The sequence below is a fragment of the Weissella soli genome, assembly GCF_001761545.1.
Classification (GTDB): domain Bacteria; phylum Bacillota; class Bacilli; order Lactobacillales; family Lactobacillaceae; genus Weissella; species Weissella soli.
The window spans coordinates 362,412-384,485 of sequence record NZ_CP017326.1 but is presented as its reverse complement, the minus strand read 5'-3'; the positions used below and the strand labels follow the sequence as shown (position 1 = coordinate 384,485).

The window sequence follows — 22,074 nt, the reverse complement described above, 5'->3', positions numbered from 1 at the left end:
ATATTACGCACGTTAAGCTATTTTGTCAACACCTTTTCGAATTTAATTTTTGATAAGTCGTCGTTCGTTTGAAACAACTTGTATATAATACCGCGAGCCGATATTGAACACAACCCTCCTTTACTTTTTCTTTAAATTTTAATGGTGTCAAAAAAACAGGCCCCTCAGTTACGAGAGACCTGTGCGAATACATCTAGCTTAAAAAGCACGGAAACGGGCCCGTCTTTGCGCCACAATTTCATCAGGCGTGAGCTCTGCTAACTCGTCTAATTGAGCAACTAACCGAGCACGCAAGACATCAAAAACACGTCGATGATTACCACTTTCGGGTATAATCGCATCGATGATCTGCTTGTCTAATAAAATCTTTGGTGTCAAACCAAGTAATTCAGCTGCTTCGTCAGCCCGCTTAGCATCCTTCCAAAGAATGGCCGCAAAACCCTCGGGTGACAAAACAGAATAAGTCGCATGCTGAAACATCCAAACTTTATCAGCAGCAGCCAAAGCCAATGCACCACCTGAACCACCTTCACCATAGATAATCGCAATCATGGGTACCTTTAAGGAAATACTTTGCAAAATACTCTTGGCAATCGCTTCACCTTGTCCAAGATCTTCAGCCGTCTTACCCGGAAAGGCACCAGGGGTGTTGATAAAAGTAATAACTGGCCGACCAAACTTTTCCGCCTGAGCCATCAAACGCTGTGCCTTGCGATAGCCCCAAGGTTGTGGTGAGCCATTACGTGTGGTTAGCTTTTCATCCAGTGTGCGTCCCTTATTGATTGCAATGACCGTCACCGGTTGGCCGTTCAAACGGGCAACCCCACCAATGATCGCCTCATCATCACCGTAGTAACGATCACCATGTTGTTCAAAGAAGTCAGTGAAAACGCCATTAATGATCTCATTAGCATCAAAACGGTCTTCACGTGATTTTTTGACGACCTGTGCTGCGGTCATTTCACGCTTAAATAGAGCCATTAGCGCACCTCCTGAGCATGTAATCCAATCAGCTGTGCCAAAGTCTCCTTCAACGCACGCCGATCAATAATGGCATCAATAAACCCATGTTCAAGTACCGTTTCGGCGCGTTGAAAATCGTCTGGTAACTTCTCATGAATCGTTTGTTCGATCACCCGCTTACCAGCAAACCCAATCAAAGCATGTGGCTCTGCCAAAGTGATATCACCTTGATTGGCGAATGACGCAGATACGCCACCAGTCGTTGGATCAGTTAAGACCACAATGAAAAGTAACCCTGCTTCACTGTGTTCAGCAACCGCAGCTGATACTTTTGCCATCTGCATCAAAGAATTAATACCTTCTTGCATCCGGGCACCACCAGACGCAGTAAACAAGACTACTGGTAACCGGTCACGTGTTGCTTGTTCAAACATCAGTGTGATTTTTTCACCAGTAATAGTACCCAATGAACCCATGATGAAATATGAGTCCATCACGCCCAAGGCAAACCGGTATTCACCAATGGTCGCAATTCCCGTTAAGATGGAATCTTGCAAATCAGTTTGTTGACGCGCACGATCCAATTTTTCTTGATAGCCAGGAAAAGTCACTGCACCTAACTTCAAATCCGCATTCGTTTCATCAAAGCTATCAGTCAACAAGTCGACCCGTTCATGCGCTTGCAAGCGAAAACCATAACCACAATTCTGACAAACCCGGAATGGACCTAACTGTTTGGAGTAACTCTGCGCACCACAATATGGACAGGCTAAAAACAAACCATCTGGTATGCGATCATTAATTGAGCGATCACGCATAATGGTGGGAGCTGGTTTAGGGTCCTTATTGAATAAATCCATCTCCGCCTCCTAACTCAGCCAACGGTAGCTTCTTTTGCCAACGTGGCAAAAATTCTTTTTCTAGGTATTGTGTATCAAACTCACCCCGCATCACTGCAGAATCCTGCAATAAGGCTGCTTGAAAGTGCGCATTGGTATCAACACCATTAATTACCATCTCATCGAGAATCCGTTCCATCTTAGCCAAAACTTCCGCGCGTGAATCAGCATGGACTAATAACTTAGCAATCATTGAATCGTAGAACGGTGCGACCTTGGCTCCTTGATAGATACCACTGTCGATGCGAATACCTGGACCACCAGTGGGCAAAAAGACAAAATCAATTTGACCAGCTGAAGGAGCAAAGTTACGTTCTGGCGCTTCAGCATTCAATCGCACTTCCATTGAAAATCCGTTGACCTTCACGTCAGCTTGTTTAACCGGCAAATCTTCACCAGCAGCGACCTGAATCTGCAACTTAATCAAGTCTAACCCGGTTACCATTTCAGTCACAGGATGTTCAACCTGAATTCGCGTATTCATTTCCATGAAATAGAAATTACCATCGTAGTCTTGCAAAAATTCTAGTGTTCCCGTATTTTCATAATCAATTGCTTCAACGGCTCGCTTAGCAACTTCGCCGAGACCATCGCGCATCGTCTGCGTCACCCCCAAAGCTGGTGATTCTTCAAGCACCTTTTGGTTGTTACGTTGCAATGAACAATTACGCTCGGGAAAATAGACCACATGTCCCGCTTGATCACGGATTACCTGCATCTCGATGTGACGGACGTGTTCCATCACCTTTTCGATATACATATGATCATCCCCAAATGACGCCCGGGCTTCATTTTGGGCATCCGCAAATTTGTCAACTAATTCAGCTTCAGTGTAGACAAAACGCATCCCTTTACCACCACCACCGGCAGCCGCTTTAATCAACAAGGGGTACCCGATACGATCACCAATCGCCTTGGCTTCATCTGGATTCATAATAAACCCGTCTGACCCCGGAATAACCGGCACCCCCGCCTGACGCATCGATTCACGCGCATTGGCTTTATTACCCATTAACTCGATGACCTTAGGGCTTGGGCCAATCCACTTGATACCAACGGCTTCAACCATTTCGACAAATAATTCGTTTTCGGCCAAAAAACCGTAACCCGGGTGGATTGCTTCTGAGCCAGTTAACAATGCCGCACTCAAGATATTCTTCATATTTAAATAACTATCTTTTGACCGCGGTCCACCGATCGCAATGGCTTCATCAGCTAACTTCACATGCAAGCTATCCTTATCAGCAGTTGAATAAACAGCCACTGACTTGATCCCCATTTCCCTTAATGTTCGGATAATACGGACCGCGATTTCACCACGATTTGCTACTAATACTTTTTTAAACATTTAGTCACCAATAATAAATGTTAGTTCCGCAGTGGTAGCTTTCTTACCATCAACGTAAACAACACCCTTTCCTGAACCGATTGCGCCACGTAACTTATCTAATGTTACTTCAAGTGTCAAGGTGTCGCCTGGACGAATCATTTTACGGTAACGGGCTTTCTTAATTCCACCAAAATAGGCCGTCTTGCCCTTAAATTCAGGCAGTGTCAATAAGGCAACCGCCCCAGTTTGGGCTAGGGCTTCAATTGTCAAAGCACCGGGAAAAGTTGGGTCACCGGGAAAGTGGCCCTGGAAGATTTCTTCATTAATCGTAATATTCTTTTTCGCCACTGCGCGCACGCCTGGCTCTAACTCCTCCACTGTATCCAACATTAACATTGGGTAACGGTGTGGCAAGATTTCCATAATTTCAGTTGTGTTTAGTAATGACATTTTATGTCCCCTTATATCCTGCAAAATCAGACGTGCCCCCTTGTTTGCAAACAAGCGCACACCTACTAGACGCCTAATTATTTCTATAAGAAAAGAACCCTAAAACCAATCCGATTTTAAGGTTCTTGTTCCGCCTCAAGAATCGGCTAGCCCTCTTCAACGATGTAAAGTGGCTTATCAAAATCAACCACTTGTTCGTCCTCGACTAATATTTTGACGATTTTGCCGGCAACTTCACTCTTGACTGGTGTCATCAGCTTCATTGCTTCGATGATGGCCACTTGTTCGCCGACAGTGACCGTATCCCCAACCTTTTTGAATGGGGCTGCATCTGGCTTGGGCTTAAGATAAACGGTACCAACCAAAGGGGCTTTGATGGCCACTCCTGGCTTGGCGACCTTATCTAGCGGATTGACAGCTGCTTCTTCAACTGCAGCCGCGTTGTTACCAGCACCGTTATTATTTGCAAGAGCTGGTGCTGCTGCAATAACCGGTGCGGCTTCATTCTTGCTCATACGCAAGTGAAAATTTTCTTCTGAAATCTCAAATTCACGAATGGATGAGTTTTCTAATTCATCCATTAAAGCGCGAACTTCGTCATAACTTAATCCCATTAATCATTGCTCCACTTCTTAAAGACAACGGCAGCATTGTGACCACCAAAGCCATAATTAGCTGAAAGCACATATTCGGCATTAATGTATTTGTTATCATCATTAACCAATAATACACCTTCAGTTGCAGGATCTTGCTCCGTCATACCAACATTAACAGGTACTTGTCCCCGTGTAAATGCTCCAATCGAGGCGATCGCTTCGATCGCACCCGCGGCACCTAACAGGTGACCAGTCATCCCTTTGGTTGAAGACGCCAAGACACCCTGCTTGCCAAAGACCAACTCCAAGGCCTTGGCTTCGGCAGCATCATTTGCTCCAGTTGCAGTACCATGGGCGTTGACATAATCAATGTCACTTGGTTGCAAACCAGCATCAGCTAGCGCCAACTTCATTGAACCAGCAGGGCCGCTACCGTCAGGCGTTGGACTAGTCAAATGGTAGGCGTCTGAATTAGCACCATAACCAACGACTTCAGCTAAAATCTCGGCACCCCGGGCTTGAGCACTTTCAAGTGATTCCAGGATCAAAACACCGGCACCTTCACCCATGACAAAACCATGGCGATTCACGTCAAACGGCGTTGAAGCCTTCAATGGATCAGATTCAGTTGATAAGGCCGTTAAAGCAGCGAATCCTGAAATTCCAATGGCATTGACGGTGGCTTCTGCACCACCGCTAATCATGATATCAGCCATCCCAGCCTTAATCCGGAGGTAGGCTTCACCAATAGCGTTCGTCGCTGAGGCACAGGCAGTTGAAATCGTGTAGTTAATGCCCCGGGCTCCAAAACGTAATGAAATATTACCTGAAGCCATATTGGGAATACCATTTGGCACGAAGAGTGGACTCACCCGACGAGGACCTTTTTCATTCATTTTGATAACGTTGTCTTGGATTGTCGTCAAACCACCAATACCGTTACCAAGCACGACACCCACCCGCTCAGGGTTTGGGAAGCCAACAGCCAAGCCAGCATTTTCTAAGGCTTCACTAGCCGCGTGGACCCCGTATTGAGAAAATAAGTCCATCTTACGAGCTTCACGCTTACCAACACGTTCTGCTGGATCATAGTTCTTAACTTCACCGGCAACAGAGATACCTGTTTCAGTGGCATCGAAGTGTGTGATTGGTCCTAAGCCCACTTGGCCGTTATAAATACCATCCAAAAATTCGTTAACGTTGTTACCAACGGGGGTAATTGCGCCCATTCCTGTAATGACTACTCGTGTCATAAAATTCTCCATTTCTTTTCAGCAAATTGGCTGTACACGTTTTTTGAATTGGTTACACTGATGAAAAATCACCAAACGGAATAAATGCTAAATATAAAAATAAATGTGTAACCGTTTCGTACTCGCGTGAAATATTGTCAATTACGTCATGTAAATCATGTCAGGCCTAGATATAAAGACCACCATCAACCGTGATTGTTTGGCCAGTAATGTACTCATTTTGTACCAAAAACAAGGCAGTTTGTGCAATTTCAGCTGGTTCGCCAAAACGGCCCAGTGGGGTGTTGCTTAGAATGGCTTCTGTTTGCTTCTCTGACAAAACAGCGGTCATATCAGAAGTAATCATACCTGGTGCGATGGCGTTAACCCGCACGTGACGTTTGGCGCCTTCTTTCGCTAATGACTTGGTTAAGCCAACCACACCCGCCTTCGAGGCAGCGTAGTTTGCTTGACCAGCATTACCCATCAAACCAACGACGGAGGCCATATTAATGATGGCACCCCCTTTCTTCGCCTTCAACATCTTGGTAAACACCGGTTGGGTGACATTGAACGTGCCAATCAGATTTGTGTTCACGACTTCAGCAAAATCAGCCGTGCTCATACGTACCGCCAAAGTATCCTTGGTAATACCGGCATTGTTAACCAATACATCAATCTGCTCAACCTGTTCATAGACTTCTTCTAAAGCAGTATTCACTGCCGCAGCATCTGCAACATCAGCTGCGATTGATAGCGTTCCTTCTGAGAACTCCGCTAATAATTCTGGTGAAGCACCTTTACGGCTATGCAAAATCACACGAGCGCCAGCTGCGTCAAAGGCTTTGGCGATTGCTAAGCCAATGCCACGAACCGATCCGGTCACTAAAACGACTTTCCCGATTAAATCCATGCTATTCTCCCTTCAACATGTTCAAAACAGCTACATATGAGGCGACATCAGAAACGTTGTAACGTTTGATGTCCTTACCACCAATTTTCTTTGAAAATTTAATCAACGTGTTGCTTGGACCAAATTCGATCAAAACATCAACCCCGTCATTGAGCATGCCTTGTAAAGCCTGCGCAAAATACGTAGGATGCGTAATTTGTTCACCCAAAGTTGCCTTCACATCTGTAAATGCCTGACCAGTTGTATTTGAATAAACCGTCTTTTGTAAAGTACCAATTGGTTCGTCGGCCAACCGTGCCTGTAATGAAACCGCTGCTTGATCCAAAAGCGGTGTATGGAAGGCACCCGATACTGGTAGTGGAATCATGCGTGTTACACCCGCCTCAGTCAACTTTGCAACCGCTTCATCAACATCGGCTGCGATACCACCAATGACAAGTTGGGCAAATGTATTATAATTTGCCGGATAAACACGTTTACCTTGGGCACGCAAAGATGCAAGTACTTCTGCGACTAGTCCCTGATCATCATGCATCACCGCTACCATTTTCCCTGGATTTTGGTCCCCGGCAGTTTGCATGTATGCACCACGATCTTTCAAAAGTGCGACGGCTTGCTCAAAATCAAAGGCGCCCGCAGCTGTCAGTGCTGAATACTCACCCAAACTCAACCCTAGGTAACTATTAACGTCGCCCAGCTTGTCAGCTAACGCACGGTGAATGCCCATACTCATGGCAAAGATGGCTGGTTGCGCAAACCGCGTTTGTTGCAACTTTGCATCATTTTGAATGACTTCGGTCATTAAATCATAGCCAAGCACTGCACTAGCTTGATCAATTGTTTCACGATAGGCCGGTACTTGTTCATACAAATCTTGACCCATACCAACTGATTGAGCACCCTGACCACTCATTAAAATTCCAATTTTCATGTTGTCCCCTTACTTCTGGATACCACTATCTAGCAGCTCATAAGCCTCTGTCCAGATATCATCCAGAATTTGTGCCACTGGCTTAATTTCATGCACTAAACCTGAAATTTGACCAGCCATGAAGGCACCGTTTTCCTTGTCACCATCGATCACTGCGTTACGCAATGACCCATTTTCAAGCTTTTCCCGTGCATCTGCATCCATGACAGGTTGCATAACCAATTCACGTTCTTGCTTAACAAAAGCCTTTGACATTTTAGTCTTCAAAACCCGGGCCCGATTCCCAATCAGTTCACCGGTCACTAAAGTATCAACGTCCTTTGCCTTAATGACAGCGTCTTTGAAATTTTGGTGAATTTCTGATTCTTCAGACGCCAAGAACCGGGTACCCATTTGGACACCACTGGCACCAAGCATATAGGCGGCCGCGACTCCGCGACCATCAGCCATACCACCGGCGGCAATCACTGGAATGGACACGGCGTCAACTACCTGTGGTACAAGTGTCATCGTCGTCAACATACCAATGTGACCACCAGACTCCATCCCTTCAGCGACGACCGCATCGACTCCTTTTTTCTCCATCATGCGAGCCATGGCGACCGAAGGAACCACGGGAATTACGATAATGTCATGTTGGTGCAATTCCTCAAGGAAAGGTGATGGATCACCAGCACCAGTTGCCACAACTTTAATGCCTTCTTCGATAATGACATCAAAAACTTCACGAATGTGCCGTGACATCAGCATCACATTGACGCCAAAAGGCTTATCCGTCACTTCACGGGCCCGATGAATTTCGGCACGAACTTGCTCAGCGTGCCAGTAGCCCGTGCCAATGATCCCTAGACCACCGGCTTCAGAAACTGATCCAGCTAAGTGTCCCGTACCAGCCCAAGCCATACCGCCTTGAATAATTGGATACTTCATGCCCAATTTTTCAAACAACGGGTTGCTAATATTTACTGCCATCTCTCGCGTATCTCCTCTCTTAAACAACTCAAAATGAGCGGTTAACGAGTTAATTACGCGTTAACTTGCTCGTCAATCTTAGTCACTAAATCTTGTACCGTTGCGATATTGTCAGCAACATCCAACTTGATATCAAATTCGTCTTCAACCCGGTTCAACACTTCGAATAGGTCCAATGAATCAGCATCGATGTCATCTGATAAGTTAGTCTTCAATTCAACTTCAGTGGCTTCCAAATCAAATTGATCCATCAAAATTGCTTGCAACTTGTTAAAAATTTCTGCGTTAGTCATGTTTTTTTCCTCTATTTTTCCTTGTTATGTGTTTATCAATTTAGTTAATGTGTTTAACAACATCTTAGAATTGCAGCACACTGGCACCAGCCGTTAGACCACCGCCAAAGCCGGCGATTGCAATCTTCATACCTGGTTGAATACGGCCTGCTTCCCATAGCTCTGCTAAGAGAAGCCCGATTGATGCTGCACTCGTGTTGCCATATTCGACCATATTCATTGGGAATTTTTCAATAGGTTGCTTCATACGCTTGGCAATCGAATCGATAATGCGTGAATTCGCCTGATGTAAGAGGAACAAGTCCACCTCATCAGCGGTCACCCCACTCTGCTCCATTGCTTCGTTCAAAACAACTGGGACTTCACGGGTCGCAAAATTATAGACCGCTCGACCATCCATATGGAAATAGGGGTCAGCTGGCGTAATTTCGCCCGTTAAATTAGTATTGGCAAACGCACCTGCCGTCAAGGCATCTCCTTGGGCACCATAGGTCCGCAATGATTCACCAAGATACCCGATTGCTTCCGTCGTGCGTTCAACGATGACACCAGCGGCGCCATCCCCAAACAACACTGACACCGTACGATCTTGCCAGTCAAGTAACTTACTTAATACTTCTGCACCGATGACCATACCGCGTTGATAGCGCGTTGCTAACAAGGCACTTGCGAAACTCATGCTGTAGACCAAACCGGTACAAGCGGCATTAAGATCAGTTGCAAACGCATTAGTTGCCCCGATGGCACCTTGTACGCGTGCAGCCACGCTCGGCGACAATGTATCCGGTGACATCGTACCTACGATAATAAAATCCAAGGATTCCGCAGCTATGTGTGTTTGCTCAAGCAAACGCTTGGCGACCATAATTGCTAAATCACTCGTGTTTTCATCCGTAACAACATGCCTACGATGAATCCCTGTTCGTGAAAAAATCCACTCATCATTGGTATCCATCATGGTTGCCAACTCATCATTGGTCACCACCCGCTCAGGGACATATTTCATGGCGCTGATAATTTTTAGTTGTTCCATTCTACCTCTCCGATTACAATCATGAATTGCCACAGATTACTCATCCGCACGCACTTTGATTTGATGTAAATAATCTTGTAATTGAAGAACAACTTGCTCAACTTGGACAGCGCCAACTTCGTCTAATGTATCAAACAGAGCGTGTGTAATGCTACGATGAAAAGCTTCATGGGCACGAGAAACAACTTTGCCTCGATGGGTCAATTTGATATAAACCATCCGACGATCCGTTTCATCCCGTTCACGTTCAACATAACCTTTACGAACTAACTTATCAATCGCACTCGTCATCGCACTTGGTGTTAAGTGGACCATACCCGCTAATTCTGTAGCGGTTCGCGCTCCGTGTAAGGGAATCGCAGCGATTGTATGCATATCTTTAATCGTGATATCCCGAAAATCAGAACTTTGTAGGTACGCTTCTTCCACCCACATCACATTATTGAATACATCGACCAATGCAATATTAGTTCGTTCAAAAATCGGATTATTTTCATTCTTCATCATTGTTTTCATGACTGTTCTACTTCTCATCTGGTGAAACAACGAACATCAATTCTGCCTTTGTAGCCACCTTACCATCGACACGTGCCTCGACATTTACTGTCCCCATGTTCTCGCGCAAATTACCAAAAGTAACATGCAATTCAAGCACATCGCCTGGGCGTACCATGGTACGGAACTTCGCGTTATCAATACCAGTCATGTAAGCTGTCTTACCCTTAAATTGGGGTGAAGACAAAATCAAAATTGATGCCGCTTGGGCCAGTGACTCAATAATCAAGACACCTGGCATCACCGGATTGCCCGGAAAATGACCTTGGAAGAATTGTTCATTAATCGTCACATTTTTCACAGCTGTGATTGACTCACCTGGCACCATATCAATCACCTTATCCATGTAAAGGATGGGATAACGATTTGGAATCAATGCCATAATTTCTGTAGTTGAAAGAACTGTCATGTGTAACCTCCTTTCAAAAGTATTTCGATTATCGAAATATTCGATAAGTGTATATTAAATCGTTCGAAGTATCTTGTCAACGTTTCAAACAACAAATGCCCTTCAGCCAGCCACCCTTGCAATCATTTCGTTACCTGTGACAGACGTAACAATGGGGCTGTGGTTGCAGCACATCATGAAATATTACATTCTCATGACGACACAAAAAAGCACGCCGCACAATGAGCATGCTTTTTGTTTTCTTCTATATAAACTAGGCTAAGCCGATCCGCTTGTAAATATCATCCACATGCCGTAAATGCCAGTGATAATCAAAGGCATCATCAATCTGTTGCTTAGTTAAGACATCAGTAATTTTTGCTTCCGCATCAACCAAATCACGGAACTGTAATTGTTCATCCCATGAACGTGCTGTCAGAGGTTGCACAGTGTCATATGCTTGTTCACGTGACCAGCCAGCTCCATCCATCAACGCATACATCAAGCGTTGTGAGTAAATCAAGCCATAGGTACGCGTCATATTTTGTTTCATGGTCTCCGGAAAGACACCCAAGTGAGTGATAATTCCCGTCAAGCGATGCAAGATATAATCCAGGGTCGCAGTCGCATCTGGCAAAATCATGCGCTCAGCTGATGAATGTGAAATATCCCGTTCATGCCACAGTGGCACATTTTCTAGTCCGGTCACTGCATAACCACGTAACACGCGCGTCAAGCCCACAACGTTTTCAGAACCAATGGGGTTACGTTTGTGGGGCATCGATGAAGAACCCTTTTGTCCCTTGGCGAAACCTTCCTCAACTTCATGAATTTCTGAACGTTGCAAACCACGAATTTCGACGGCCACTTCTTCTAAAGTCGCGCCAATCAATGCGATGGTTGACAGATAATCAGCATGCAAATCACGTGGCAATACCTGGGAACCAATGGGTTGTGGTTCTAACCCCAAACTAGCCATGGCAGCTTCTTCAACTCGTGGTGGGACATTGGCAAAAGTCCCCACGGAACCAGATAACTTACCCGTTGCCATCGCCTTTGCAACCCGTTCAAAGCGTTCAATATCACGGACCGCTGCTTGGTAGTAACGTGCAAAGACCAGGCCAAACGTGGTCGGTTCAGCGTGGACACCATGCGTCCGTCCCATCATCACTGTATCTTTGTACTTCAAAGCCATTGCCTTCAAAGCGTCACGGTAAGCGACTAAATCAGCTTTGATAATATTGTTTGCATCTCGTAAGCGTAAAGCTTGTGCAGTATCCACCACATCGGTACTAGTCAGACCATAGTGTATCCACTTACGCTCGTCACCCAAGGATTCTGAAACATTACGTGTAAATGCCACGATATCATGGTGCGTAACTTCTTCAATTTCGGCAATCCGTTCAACAGAAAATGATGCCTTCTCTTTAATGGCCTGCAGGTCAGCTTCGGGAACCAGCCCCTCTTTAACCCAACCTTCGGTAACCGCAATTTCAACATCTAACCAAGCCTGGTATTGATTTTCCATTGACCAAATTTGTGCCATCTCGGGGCGCGTATAACGTTCAATCATGATTGATCCTTTCTGATTACGGACATTCTTAATAACATCCATGACGTTATCTCTAGTTTACCCTAAAATGCGTATAAAAAAAAGGAAACGCTTTAAAATAATCACAATTTCCGAACTTTAAATCAATTATTACGCCTCTTCAGCTGGAGATTCATCAGTCATCGTGCAGACTGGCACTTCTTGCTGAATAGTGTGCCCATAGGTGACATTAAATTTAAGTACTGAACGACTGACAGCATGCTTGATAAACCGTTGCCATTCATCCTCATTGGGGATGGTGTGCCACACAAAAGTTTCAACGGCCGTTGGATTACCCAATGATGTATCCGAGATAACAAAATCAATATCCGCATCATAATCATCCGTAAATTCAACCAAGACACCACCAACGCCATTGATTCGATCCATGACATACTTCTTCAAGGCGGATAAGCCAGTAAATGAAATTAAAATTTTAACCGGTGCCAACAATTGACGAACATTCAATACTTGGATAAAAGTTGAAAAGAATTCCATATATAAGGCATCCCGCAGGTGGTTCACGTCGTCATTTAACGCTTCAGCGCGCCGTTCCAAAACCGCGTGCGTAAATTGAGCCACGATAGGGTACTCGGTGGAAACAACCTCACTGTGCCATGAATACATATTCTGCGCACTACCATACAAGCTATAGTACATCACGGGTTGGAACAATAACTCACGCATTTGTGCCAACTGATTGCGCGCGATAATTAGGCCAAAGAAGTCCGTGTAAGCCTCTTGAATAAAGTCTAATGTGCTTTCAAAGTGCTTCTCGCTGGGCGTATCGGCCCAAAAATCATGCATCTTAGGATCATCGACGATCAACAAGACATTAATCAAGATATACATTGACTCAGTTTCTACCTGACTAAAAGTCAGGTAAGGATAGGCCGTATTTAGTGTTTCTCGAATGGTACTCAGGTAACCAAGATATTTGGCAGAAAGCTTCGTTTCATCAATTGTCCAGTCGACCTGTCGGCTCAGGTCAGCGATGTGGCGGCCCCGGTAACGTAAGTCTAAAATAGCCATCAGGTAGCCGATGTTGGCTTTTTGGGCGGCTGTCATCGTCCGATTAAAGCTGACAAAAAGGCGTGCGACCATTTCTCGTAAATCATCAGCTTTTGACAATTGCGGCTTAATCGAGGCCATAAAGACCTCATTACCCGCTAACATTTGATACAAAATAGCATGTGACCAATGGCGAATTTGAATTTCATCCCCGATGAGTCGGTAGTGTTGATCAACTTGAATGTTGGACTTAGCAAGCTCTTCATCAACTTCATGCATAACTTGGCGAATCTTAGTCGTACTCAAGTTCATCCGATGTGCAAAATCTTCAACCGTCGTGAACGTTTCCGTCATGATCATGTATAAGTAGACTGCACCAGCTGATTGCTTGAAGAAGGTATAACGCAAATAACTTGGAAAGGGATAATGATTCCGATTAACGCGAGCCACCTTTTGTGGTTCGACCCATTCAATCATCTGATTTTGTTCAGGCATGTAGCGTGCAATATGGTCAATCAGCAGGCCGAGATTATTGGTTGCCAAGTACCGTGACCAGCCAGTTACGCGCTCAATTTCTTCGATAGAGTATTCGTCCTGGTGTCCCGAAATCATCAAGTCATCTAATTCGATCAATTGACGAGCATTTTTCGTTAACATCCAGTCATTTGTCTTATCATACATTTATTTTTAATTCTCCTGTGGCTAATATTTTTTATAAGCAAAAAATTTATTCAATCAATGAACGTTCTATACCTTATTATCCCATTAATTATAGAATTCTCAACACTTCATCTTAAAAAAACATAAACAATCCGCAACACGATTTATTTTCGGATAACTTCTTAAACACAATATTATTGTGAATTAAAATTAGCCAAAATCAGCCCGACATTTCTATCGTTTTCTGTAAAGAATATGGCGTTTCGAACGACCCAATTAACCGCTTTTTGTCAAGTTATCTAGACCGCCGCCTTGCTTGGTTAGCTTAGTTTTATCGTTTTTTTATGTTCAAACATAAAAAAAACGTTTGAATTTTTTTCAAACGTTTTGTAAAACTTTATTTTATTAAGCCTCTTTTGAGAAGTTCGCAATATCAGCCAAGAGATCAGCTTCAAATTGTTCGTAACTCTTCACTTCAGTATCCATTGAACCAAAACGCCGGACAGTGACTGTATTATTGTTTGTCTCTTCATCACCAATGACCAACGTGTATGGAATCTTCAACGCTTGGGCATCACGGATGAGGTACCCTAATTTTTCGTTACGGCCTTCGTACTCAGCACGCACACCTTGCTTCTTCAACTTGTCCGCTAAGGCCGCCGCATATGCACCATGTGCTTCACGGTTAACCGGAATAATCCGGACTTGATGTGGTGCTAACCAAGTTGGGAAGGCCCCCTTGTACATCTCAGTGACATAGGCCGTAAAGCGTTCCATCGTACCGATAATACCACGGTGGATCATGACTGGACGATGTTGCTCACCATCCGCACCAACATAGTTCAAGTCAAAGCGTTGTGGCAACAAGAAGTCCAATTGGATGGTTGACAAAGTTTCTTCACCACCCAAAGCTGTCTTAGTCTGAACATCCAACTTTGGTCCGTAGAAGGCAGCTTCTCCTTCAGCTTCGAAGTACTCCAAGCCAAGGTCATCCATGGCAGCCTTCAACATCTTTTGCGCACGCTCCCACATCTCATCATCATCGAAATACTTTTCAGTATTCTCAGGGTCACGGTATGACAAACGGAAACGGTAGTCTGTGATGTTAAAGTCCTTATAGACGGCCATCATCAACTTCAAAATGTTTTTAAATTCTTCTTCAATTTGATCCAACATGACAAATGTGTGCCCGTCGTTCAACGTCATTTCACGCACGCGAGACAAACCAGTCAAGGCACCTGACTTCTCATAACGGTGCATCATTCCCAATTCGGCAATGCGCAATGGCAATTCGCGATATGAGCGTGGGTGATGCTTATAAACCATAATGTGAGATGGGCAATTCATTGGTCGTAATTCCAAGAATTCACCATCACCCATATCCATTGGTGGGAACATGTCATCATGATAGTGATCCCAGTGACCAGAGGTTTTGTACAAGTTCAAGTTTGACAAAACGGGTGTGTAAACGTGTTGGTACCCATCTTCTAATTCACGATCAATGATGTAACGCTCCAACGTCCGGCGAATGGCAGCACCGTTTGGCATCCAAACTGGCAAGCCTGAACCCACTTCTTGCGAGGTAAAGAACAAGTCTTGATCAGCACCAATCTTACGGTGATCGCGTTCTTTAGCCTCAGCCCGGGCGACCATTTCAGCGTCCAAATCTTCTTGTGACCAGAATGCCGTACCATAGATACGTTGCAACATTGGGTTAGATGACTTACCACGCCAGTATGCACCAGCGACTGACGTTAACTTAAAGAACTTAATCCAACCGGTTGATGGTACCAAACCACCACGATCCAATTCGACGTGTTCACCCTGCACCGCAATGGTAATCTTTTCATCGGCTGGTAAATCATTGATCAATTCAACCTTGTATGGATCGTCCTTAAACATGTCCAAAGCTTCCGCACGTGAAACTTCACGAGAAACAATGGGCAAGTTCTCAGCGACAATCTTTTTCATGACCTTTTCAATTTCTGGGAATTGTTCCACTGAAACCTGGCCTTCAGCATTATCCGTATCGTAGTAGAAACCGTTACTGATAAATGGGCCCACCCCAAAGTGCATGTCTGGGTATAGACGCTTCAAAGCTTGCGCCAACAAGTGTGAAGTTGAATGACGCAATAAATCCAAAGCCTCTGGTTGGTCTTTCGTGACCAATTCAAAGGTACCATCTTGATGGATGGCATCATGCATACCGACGTAGGCACCATCTAACTTTGCCGTCACTGACTTTTTTGCCAATGACTTTGAGATTCCCTCAGCGATGGCCATTGGCGTAACACCATCAGCGAATTCCTTCACTGCACCATCGGGAAATGTGATTTTAACATCTGCCATGAAACGAACTCCTTATAAATGTGATAAATATAATATCTCTTGCAATTAAACCTTGTGAAAACGAAAAACGTCCTGATAGAACATAAAAATGCTCTATCAGGACGTTCACACGCGGTACCACCTGAATTCGATAGCCATTGACTATCCTCGAAAGCTCTTAACGCGAGCATACGGAGCCGATTTACCAGCCACTCAGAAGTAGTATCCGGCACCTTTGATCATTGTTTTCACCAACCACAATGTCTCTAATTACTATCAAATGGGTGTTAGACGTGTCTTCATCAACGTTTTCTATGTTTCCATTATACACCAACACCCCGGTGGGGCAAGCGCTTTTTACGCCTGCTGCGTGGCCCTTTAATTTGGCATCAAGCGCGTAGCTACTCAGCCTCAGGCACCACCAACAGCACTTTTAATTGGTTTGGGCGGCGACAAGCAACTGCTGGGCAAACGCGCGTAAGGCGCTTGTGGCTTCGGCATCAGGGCTCAAATTAACTTTAACACCTGCTGCACCACGGGTAGCCCCGGTAAACGCATCAAAATGCTGCTCCAACAAATCGACCGCCACCCCGTAATCCTGACCGTAGAACACATCACCTGACCCAGCCACCCCGTAGATTAACCCAGTCCAATTCACGTCTTGCATGTCGTCATAAAAATCGAGGGCCTCATCCGCCAACGTGCCCTTATCAAAGGTGTAGGCGACGACGACCAAGATATCCGTCTCTGCTGGGTTGATATCCATGGCATCAACGTCAATAATATCTTCTTTGGTGGTGTCAACGCCAGCCTTTTCAAATTCATCAACAATGATGTCGGCGACATCTTCATTATTCCCTGTAATCGTTGCAAAAAGCACTCGCGCCTTCATTGTTTCATTCATCCCCTTTTATGGTTTTACTTATGTTATCATCACACTCATTTTACCAATTAAAAGGGGTGATTGTCATATTCAATCCATGATTCGTGTGCATCTTGAATGCGTTTGAACATCTTTTCCATATCTTTCAATGAAAATTCAACGACCACGGGGCGGCCATGAGGGCAATTGTATGGATTTTCAGTATGCCCCAGCTGATCAATCAGTGAGCGCGCCTCAACATCATTCAACGACCAATTCGCCTTAATTGAACGCTTACAGGCCATCATAATCGCCGTCCGTTCCCTGAAATCAGCGACCGATAACTGACCATCACGCAACAACCAATCGATCATCTCCCGCATCGTCTCCTCTTCTTGCCCTGGTTCAAACCAACCAGGATGTTCTCGCACGATCACCGTATTTGAACCAAACGGCTCCAAGTGTAATCCTACCTGGGCCAGCTCCGACTCATGCGCGGCAATTTTTAACATATCTGACGTTGAATATTCCAAGGTAATGGGAACGAGTAGTTTTTGTGACTCCAACCCAACTTTACCGATTTCTTCCTTATAATATTCATACTTGACCCGTTCTTGGGCTGCATGTTGGTCAATCAAAAACAAACCCGCAGTCGATTGGGCAAATAAAAAAGTGCCATGCATTTGGCCGATGTAATCGAGCGTTGGGAAACCTTGGCCATGTACATCCGTTGCCGTGACGGTCTCATCTGAGACGTCAAGTTCAGTTTGATCAGCGGCCATTTTGACACCCTCATCACCAAATGGCAATGCTGGCGTATCACCCTGATACTTGGCCCCAAAATTGACGTGCTCCAAGTCAGTCTGGTCATGGATGATGGTCGCTTGCACGTCATTAACATCAAAATTCTGGGTAATTTGCTCATAATCAGCCACAGTTTGGGGTGCTGGATGGTCGACTAGATATGGTTGCGAAGCATCACTGAGCTTAGTCAAAAAATCGTCCGTCGACCGCTCTTTTTCAATTTTCTCACCCATATAATTTGCGTACGCATTCGGAATTAAATTCGTCTTGGCAAATCGATCTCGCACGATTTGTTCGATTAATGTCGTTAATTGGTGTTCTTTACTCAAACGAACCTCATGCTTTTGGGGATGGACATTGACATCGACCAAAAGTGGATCCATTTCAATCGACAAAACCGCAATTGGGAAACGCCCGACCATTAAACGCGTGCCATATCCCTTAATCAATGCATTGGCCAAGGGATAATTCTTAATATACCGGCCATTAATTAAAATCGAGATATAACTCCGATTCGCACGGGTTAATTCAGGAAGTGACATCAGCCCTGTCACCTTGAAATCATTATCTTGACCGGTAATGGCCACCATTTCACGGGCCTGATTAATCCCATACACCGCGGCAATGACTTGCTGTAAATTGCCATTACCCGTCGTACGGAGAACTTCGCGCCCATTATGACTTAACCGGAAAGCCACCTTTGGATGACTAAATGATAATCGATTGAGGACGTCAACAATTTTTGACAACTCGGTCGTCTGTGATTTTAAATATTTCAGGCGGGCTGGTGTATTGAAAAAGATATCCCGCACAGTAATATCGGTACCCTGCCGAGCACTCGTCCCAGTTTGCTCGATGAGTTCACCGCCCCGGAAATGAATCAAGGTGCCTTCTGAAGCCCCCGCGATGGCTGTTTCCAGGGTCACATCCGCGACTGATGCAATCGAAGGTAGCGCCTCACCCCGAAACCCTAAGGAATGGACACGAAACAAATCATGTCGATTACTAATTTTGGATGTCGCATGTCGTAAAAACGCCTTAGCAACTTGGTCCGATGCAATACCATCACCATTATCAATGACGCGAATGGACTGCACACCAGCCTCTTCAATGAGAACATCAATTTGTCCAGCGTGTGCATCAATCGCATTTTCTACCAATTCCTTAACTACCGACGCCGGCCGTTCGATCACCTCACCAGCGGCAATCTGGTTTGCAAGGATATCCGGCAACTCGTGTATTTCTGCCATCATCCATCCCCTTTTTCTACGAAATATTTATCTTTAAGATACCACATTCGTCAACCGATCAGCAGTGTCAGATCGATTTCTTTGTGGAATCCAAATATTCGTTCGATCAAGGCAGGGATTGACGCTCGCATTTCCCCATCGCTTAGTGCATTGGCTTTTCCCAAAATAGCAACTCGTACTCATAGGCCCGTAAGTAACCTGCTAGTTCACTTTGGGTAATGGCGCGTTGCGTGGTCAAGTGATCAACAACCTGCCAGCACCACTCGGTCATGGCCTGATACTCAGGTCCTCGGTAGTAATCAATCCACCCTTGGAACCGCGCTACCCGCGTCCCCAGCTGCTTGGCGACCAAATGATATGATTCAGTACATGGCAGTAATGCCAGCATACTGGTCAAGCCATCCCCTTGCGCGATCAGGGCCTCCATATGTGCCAGATAATCAAGATTATGTTGGCCTGGTTTAATTTGTGCAGCCGCTGCACTTGGCTCCAATGTCGCATGGGCACCTGCTTCACCCAGTGTTTTTGGTTGCCGTGCGACCAGCTCGGGCGGTAATTGCTGTTCCATGGCCTGCCACATCTGAGTAAACCGCTCAATATAGTAATGATCTTGGGCAACATAGTAATCCCGCTGTGCCTGGGTGAGTTCACCCGTACCAATACCGGTCACAAACGCTGTCTGCTGTATTTGATGTAAAAGCGGGGTTGCTTGGGTTGTTAACCATTCATGCGTTGTCATCATGCCAAATTTGCTCCATTTCTTGCATTAAACTAACGGGTTGATCCGCCTGTAACGCCATACTAACGAACGCAACACCTTGCACACCAGTGGCTTTCAATGTTGCTAGTTGCGCAAGTGTGATCCCACCAATCGCGACCACTGGGAAGTGTTGTTCGTTCACGGCAAGGATTGCTTGCAGACCACTAATACCTTGGGCCATAGCGGCATCTTTTTTGGTTATCGTCGGATAGACTGGGCCGACGCCCAAATAGTCAATCCGCGTATATTGTTGGGCCGCACGCATCTCTGCAACTGTTCGGACTGACAACCCAATGAGCATCTCAGCTGGTACACTGGCGATGACTTCAGTGATTGGCATGTCCGTCTGACCGACATGGATACCATCTGCTCCAACTGCCAAAGCCAAGGCGACATCGTCATCGACAAAAAACGGAATGTGGTAGTGCCGTGCCATCTCTTTTAGTGTTTGTGCTAAGGCTAGGCGGGATGCGGCTTGCGTCAAGCCCCCTGTTTTTTCACGAAACTGATACGCTGTAATGCCAGCAGCCATGATGCGTTCAACCTGGGCGATGTACTGTGTGAGCGTATGTCCTGGCAGATCTTGTGAACCGCTGATAAAGTAACGTTCTAAGTAATTTGTTTGCATGCTAACCCTCCACCCAATGATTGAGGGGGCCGTGCCCGTGCCCCACGTTGATACTCTGTTTGATTGCTTCATAGGTGAATTGTTTAGCTGCTGGAAGGATGTCTTTGATATCAAGTCCCTTGGCTAAATTGGCGGTGATGTAAGCCGACAAGGTATCTCCGGTCCCATGCGTGCGAACCGTATCAATACGTGGTGCCGTGTACCAAGCGGATGATCCATCGGCAAATAAGGCATAGTCTCGCACCACCGTCGCTGATGCAGCGTGACCACCTTTGATCAAGACATGCTTGGCGCCAAGCGCCTGTAAAGCGCTCGCGGCCTGCATTATGTCTGCCTCTGTTTCAATCGAACGGTCAAGGAGCACCTGTGCTTCCTCTAAATTAGGCGTGATCACCGTTGCCAGTGGCAATAATTCAGTTTTCACAAGTGCAATGGCCGCATTGGTCAATAATTTCGCACCGCCCTTGGCCACCATCACTGGATCGACAACCACTGCGCCAAAATGTACATCAGCTAATTCCTGCACCACCTGATGTACGTGTTCAGCATCAAACAGGGCACCAGTCTTCACTGCTTTGATCGCAAAATCAGCGTCCACACTCTCAAATTGTTCATGCAAAAATGCACTGGGCGTGGGTAACAAGGCCTGTACACCATAGGTATTTTGGGCGGTTAACCCCACCACAATTGATGCGGCGTATACCCGTTGGTTATGAAAGGTCTTCAAATCCGCATTTATGCCGGCACCCCCGCCTGAATCAATCCCGGCAATCGTCACGACCTGTGGTACCTCAATCATTGTGTCACCTCCGCATACCTTGTGATATAGGCGTCATCGGCCACTGATAATTCATCAAACAGGGCCGGCATAAAGCGGCCGGGCAATCCCTGCGCCGAAACAGTGGCTTGCTGGCCGGCTGCTCCCAGCAACGCCGTGGCATATAAAGCTGCCCCATAATAGTCACTGGTAACCGCCGCAAATGTCGCAATCAAGCCACTCAACATATCACCAGCACCAACATTGACCGCCAGCAACTGCACATTATTTTGTACCAAAGCCACTTGCTTGCCATCGGTAATGACGTCCGTCGCCCCTGAGGCTACTACGATGGCCCCCGTACGATGAGCCACGGTTTGAGCCATTGCCACATCGGTTGTCGCCGTCAGGGCATCGATGCCTTGACCCGCGGTCTGTTGCTGTGCAAACCAACTAATTTCAGCTGCATTACCGCGAATAATATCAACCTGTACACTGTCCAATAAGCGCGTCACGAACTGACCCCGAAATGGCATGCCCACAGCAACCGGATCCAACACCACGGGCTTGCCTTGGGCATTGGCCATTTGGCCAACAGCTTCAAACAGGGCGAACTCATCTGCACGGATAGTGCCAATATTGAGCACGACCGCCCCCGCAATGCTCACCAATTCGGCCACTTCATCAATTGAGCGGGTCATCAACGGTGAACCCCCGATGACGTTAATTGCGTCGGCCACATGTTGTGGTGTGACCATATTAGCTAAATTCAACACCAACGGTTTGTGGTCCTGTAGTTTGCTATATAAGTTTTCCATGACATTCTCCTAATCCTAATAACAACAAGGGACACAAAAAGGCTCTCGAA

22 protein-coding genes are annotated in these 22,074 nt (G+C 45.8%); all 22 read right to left on the bottom strand.

All coding sequences use genetic code 11. The features are described 5' to 3' along the window. Positions 1-198: 198 nt before the first annotated feature. The 22 genes from accA to thiM all read right to left on the bottom strand — a co-directional run bounded on the left by accA (position 199) and on the right by thiM (position 22,024). Complete coding sequence (gene accA, locus WSWS_RS01830; RefSeq protein ID WP_070229661.1) at positions 199-981, bottom strand: carboxyltransferase subunit alpha; 783 nt, start codon at positions 979-981, stop codon at positions 199-201. Continuing rightward, positions 981-1,823, bottom strand: a complete 843-nt coding sequence (accD, locus tag WSWS_RS01825; protein WP_070229660.1) for an acetyl-CoA carboxylase, carboxyltransferase subunit beta — start codon at positions 1,821-1,823, stop codon at positions 981-983. The genes accA and accD overlap by 1 nt, the downstream gene beginning before the upstream one ends. Further along, positions 1,807-3,210: an acetyl-CoA carboxylase biotin carboxylase subunit gene (gene accC, locus WSWS_RS01820; protein ID WP_070229659.1), complete on the bottom strand. Its 1,404-nt coding sequence runs from the start codon at positions 3,208-3,210 to the stop codon at positions 1,807-1,809. Before accC ends, accD begins: the two co-directional genes overlap by 17 nt. Next, on the bottom strand, positions 3,211-3,642 hold the full coding sequence (fabZ, locus tag WSWS_RS01815) for a 3-hydroxyacyl-ACP dehydratase FabZ (RefSeq protein ID WP_070229658.1): 432 nt from the start codon (positions 3,640-3,642) through the stop codon (positions 3,211-3,213). It lies immediately after the preceding gene. Positions 3,643-3,788: 146 nt separating this feature from the next. Then, positions 3,789-4,256 (bottom strand): acetyl-CoA carboxylase biotin carboxyl carrier protein, encoded by a 468-nt coding sequence (gene accB / locus WSWS_RS01810; RefSeq protein ID WP_070229657.1) that lies wholly within the window; start codon positions 4,254-4,256, stop codon positions 3,789-3,791. Continuing rightward, on the bottom strand, positions 4,256-5,491 hold the full coding sequence (gene fabF, locus WSWS_RS01805; RefSeq protein WP_070229656.1) for a beta-ketoacyl-ACP synthase II: 1,236 nt from the start codon (positions 5,489-5,491) through the stop codon (positions 4,256-4,258). The genes accB and fabF overlap by 1 nt, the downstream gene beginning before the upstream one ends. 166 nt (positions 5,492-5,657) lie before the next feature. Continuing rightward, entirely contained in the window at positions 5,658-6,383 is a 726-nt protein-coding gene (gene fabG, locus WSWS_RS01800; protein WP_070229655.1) for a 3-oxoacyl-ACP reductase FabG, read from the bottom strand. A 1-nt stretch (position 6,384) separates the two neighbouring features. After that, positions 6,385-7,314 carry an ACP S-malonyltransferase gene (locus tag WSWS_RS01795; RefSeq protein ID WP_070229654.1) on the bottom strand — a complete coding sequence of 310 codons (930 nt, stop codon included), beginning with the start codon at positions 7,312-7,314 and terminating at the stop codon, positions 6,385-6,387. A 9-nt stretch (positions 7,315-7,323) separates the two neighbouring features. Continuing rightward, complete coding sequence (locus WSWS_RS01790; RefSeq protein ID WP_070229653.1) at positions 7,324-8,286, bottom strand: nitronate monooxygenase; 963 nt, start codon at positions 8,284-8,286, stop codon at positions 7,324-7,326. Between the two features lie 53 nt (positions 8,287-8,339). Further along, complete coding sequence (locus WSWS_RS01785; protein ID WP_070229652.1) at positions 8,340-8,579, bottom strand: acyl carrier protein; 240 nt, start codon at positions 8,577-8,579, stop codon at positions 8,340-8,342. A gap of 64 nt (positions 8,580-8,643) precedes the next feature. Continuing rightward, positions 8,644-9,612, bottom strand: a complete 969-nt coding sequence (locus WSWS_RS01780) for a beta-ketoacyl-ACP synthase III (RefSeq protein WP_070229651.1) — start codon at positions 9,610-9,612, stop codon at positions 8,644-8,646. Positions 9,613-9,648: 36 nt separating this feature from the next. After that, positions 9,649-10,116, bottom strand: a complete 468-nt coding sequence (locus WSWS_RS01775; RefSeq protein WP_070230803.1) for a MarR family winged helix-turn-helix transcriptional regulator — start codon at positions 10,114-10,116, stop codon at positions 9,649-9,651. Positions 10,117-10,135: 19 nt separating this feature from the next. After that, on the bottom strand, positions 10,136-10,576 hold the full coding sequence (fabZ, locus tag WSWS_RS01770; RefSeq protein ID WP_070229650.1) for a 3-hydroxyacyl-ACP dehydratase FabZ: 441 nt from the start codon (positions 10,574-10,576) through the stop codon (positions 10,136-10,138). 253 nt (positions 10,577-10,829) lie between these two features. Next, complete coding sequence (gene purB / locus WSWS_RS01765; protein WP_070230802.1) at positions 10,830-12,128, bottom strand: adenylosuccinate lyase; 1,299 nt, start codon at positions 12,126-12,128, stop codon at positions 10,830-10,832. Positions 12,129-12,257: 129 nt separating this feature from the next. Continuing rightward, positions 12,258-13,838: a helix-turn-helix domain-containing protein gene (locus WSWS_RS01760; protein ID WP_070229649.1), complete on the bottom strand. Its 1,581-nt coding sequence runs from the start codon at positions 13,836-13,838 to the stop codon at positions 12,258-12,260. 384 nt (positions 13,839-14,222) lie between these two features. Beyond that, positions 14,223-16,166, bottom strand: a complete 1,944-nt coding sequence (gene thrS, locus WSWS_RS01755; protein WP_070229648.1) for a threonine--tRNA ligase — start codon at positions 16,164-16,166, stop codon at positions 14,223-14,225. 412 nt (positions 16,167-16,578) lie between these two features. After that, positions 16,579-17,037 (bottom strand): flavodoxin domain-containing protein, encoded by a 459-nt coding sequence (locus WSWS_RS01750; protein ID WP_070229647.1) that lies wholly within the window; start codon positions 17,035-17,037, stop codon positions 16,579-16,581. A 59-nt stretch (positions 17,038-17,096) separates the two neighbouring features. Beyond that, positions 17,097-19,061 (bottom strand): DNA mismatch repair endonuclease MutL, encoded by a 1,965-nt coding sequence (gene mutL, locus WSWS_RS01745; protein ID WP_070229646.1) that lies wholly within the window; start codon positions 19,059-19,061, stop codon positions 17,097-17,099. Between the two features lie 142 nt (positions 19,062-19,203). Continuing rightward, a complete protein-coding gene (locus WSWS_RS01740) occupies positions 19,204-19,803 on the bottom strand; it encodes a TenA family protein (protein WP_114981450.1) in 600 nt (199 codons plus the stop codon). Continuing rightward, positions 19,787-20,449, bottom strand: coding sequence for a thiamine phosphate synthase (gene thiE, locus WSWS_RS01735; RefSeq protein WP_070229645.1), 663 nt, complete (start codon positions 20,447-20,449; stop codon positions 19,787-19,789). Before thiE ends, WSWS_RS01740 begins: the two co-directional genes overlap by 17 nt. Before the next feature lies 1 nt (position 20,450). Beyond that, positions 20,451-21,248 (bottom strand): bifunctional hydroxymethylpyrimidine kinase/phosphomethylpyrimidine kinase, encoded by a 798-nt coding sequence (thiD, locus tag WSWS_RS01730; protein ID WP_070229644.1) that lies wholly within the window; start codon positions 21,246-21,248, stop codon positions 20,451-20,453. After that, positions 21,245-22,024, bottom strand: a complete 780-nt coding sequence (gene thiM / locus WSWS_RS01725) for a hydroxyethylthiazole kinase (RefSeq protein WP_070229643.1) — start codon at positions 22,022-22,024, stop codon at positions 21,245-21,247. Before thiM ends, thiD begins: the two co-directional genes overlap by 4 nt. Positions 22,025-22,074 lie beyond the last annotated feature (50 nt).

Excerpts from the sequence above, each read along its gene's own strand:
- accA (WP_070229661.1), bottom strand. The coding sequence starts at position 981 with ATGGCTCTATTTAAGCGTGAAATGACCGCAGCACAGGTCGTCAAAAAA.
- accD (WP_070229660.1), bottom strand. The coding sequence starts at position 1,823 with ATGGATTTATTCAATAAGGACCCTAAACCAGCTCCCACCATTATGCGT.
- accC (WP_070229659.1), bottom strand. The coding sequence starts at position 3,210 with ATGTTTAAAAAAGTATTAGTAGCAAATCGTGGTGAAATCGCGGTCCGT.
- fabZ (WP_070229658.1), bottom strand. The coding sequence starts at position 3,642 with ATGTCATTACTAAACACAACTGAAATTATGGAAATCTTGCCACACCGT.
- accB (WP_070229657.1), bottom strand. The coding sequence starts at position 4,256 with ATGGGATTAAGTTATGACGAAGTTCGCGCTTTAATGGATGAATTAGAA.
- fabF (WP_070229656.1), bottom strand. The coding sequence starts at position 5,491 with ATGACACGAGTAGTCATTACAGGAATGGGCGCAATTACCCCCGTTGGT.
- fabG (WP_070229655.1), bottom strand. The coding sequence starts at position 6,383 with ATGGATTTAATCGGGAAAGTCGTTTTAGTGACCGGATCGGTTCGTGGC.
- WSWS_RS01795 (WP_070229654.1), bottom strand. The coding sequence starts at position 7,314 with ATGAAAATTGGAATTTTAATGAGTGGTCAGGGTGCTCAATCAGTTGGT.
- WSWS_RS01790 (WP_070229653.1), bottom strand. The coding sequence starts at position 8,286 with ATGGCAGTAAATATTAGCAACCCGTTGTTTGAAAAATTGGGCATGAAG.
- WSWS_RS01785 (WP_070229652.1), bottom strand. The coding sequence starts at position 8,579 with ATGACTAACGCAGAAATTTTTAACAAGTTGCAAGCAATTTTGATGGAT.
- WSWS_RS01780 (WP_070229651.1), bottom strand. The coding sequence starts at position 9,612 with ATGGAACAACTAAAAATTATCAGCGCCATGAAATATGTCCCTGAGCGG.
- WSWS_RS01775 (WP_070230803.1), bottom strand. The coding sequence starts at position 10,116 with ATGAAGAATGAAAATAATCCGATTTTTGAACGAACTAATATTGCATTG.
- fabZ (WP_070229650.1), bottom strand. The coding sequence starts at position 10,576 with ATGACAGTTCTTTCAACTACAGAAATTATGGCATTGATTCCAAATCGT.
- purB (WP_070230802.1), bottom strand. The coding sequence starts at position 12,128 with ATGATTGAACGTTATACGCGCCCCGAGATGGCACAAATTTGGTCAATG.
- WSWS_RS01760 (WP_070229649.1), bottom strand. The coding sequence starts at position 13,838 with ATGTATGATAAGACAAATGACTGGATGTTAACGAAAAATGCTCGTCAA.
- thrS (WP_070229648.1), bottom strand. The coding sequence starts at position 16,166 with ATGGCAGATGTTAAAATCACATTTCCCGATGGTGCAGTGAAGGAATTC.
- WSWS_RS01750 (WP_070229647.1), bottom strand. The coding sequence starts at position 17,037 with ATGAAGGCGCGAGTGCTTTTTGCAACGATTACAGGGAATAATGAAGAT.
- mutL (WP_070229646.1), bottom strand. The coding sequence starts at position 19,061 with ATGGCAGAAATACACGAGTTGCCGGATATCCTTGCAAACCAGATTGCC.
- WSWS_RS01740 (WP_114981450.1), bottom strand. The coding sequence starts at position 19,803 with ATGATGACAACGCATGAATGGTTAACAACCCAAGCAACCCCGCTTTTA.
- thiE (WP_070229645.1), bottom strand. The coding sequence starts at position 20,449 with ATGCAAACAAATTACTTAGAACGTTACTTTATCAGCGGTTCACAAGAT.
- thiD (WP_070229644.1), bottom strand. The coding sequence starts at position 21,248 with ATGATTGAGGTACCACAGGTCGTGACGATTGCCGGGATTGATTCAGGC.
- thiM (WP_070229643.1), bottom strand. The coding sequence starts at position 22,024 with ATGGAAAACTTATATAGCAAACTACAGGACCACAAACCGTTGGTGTTG.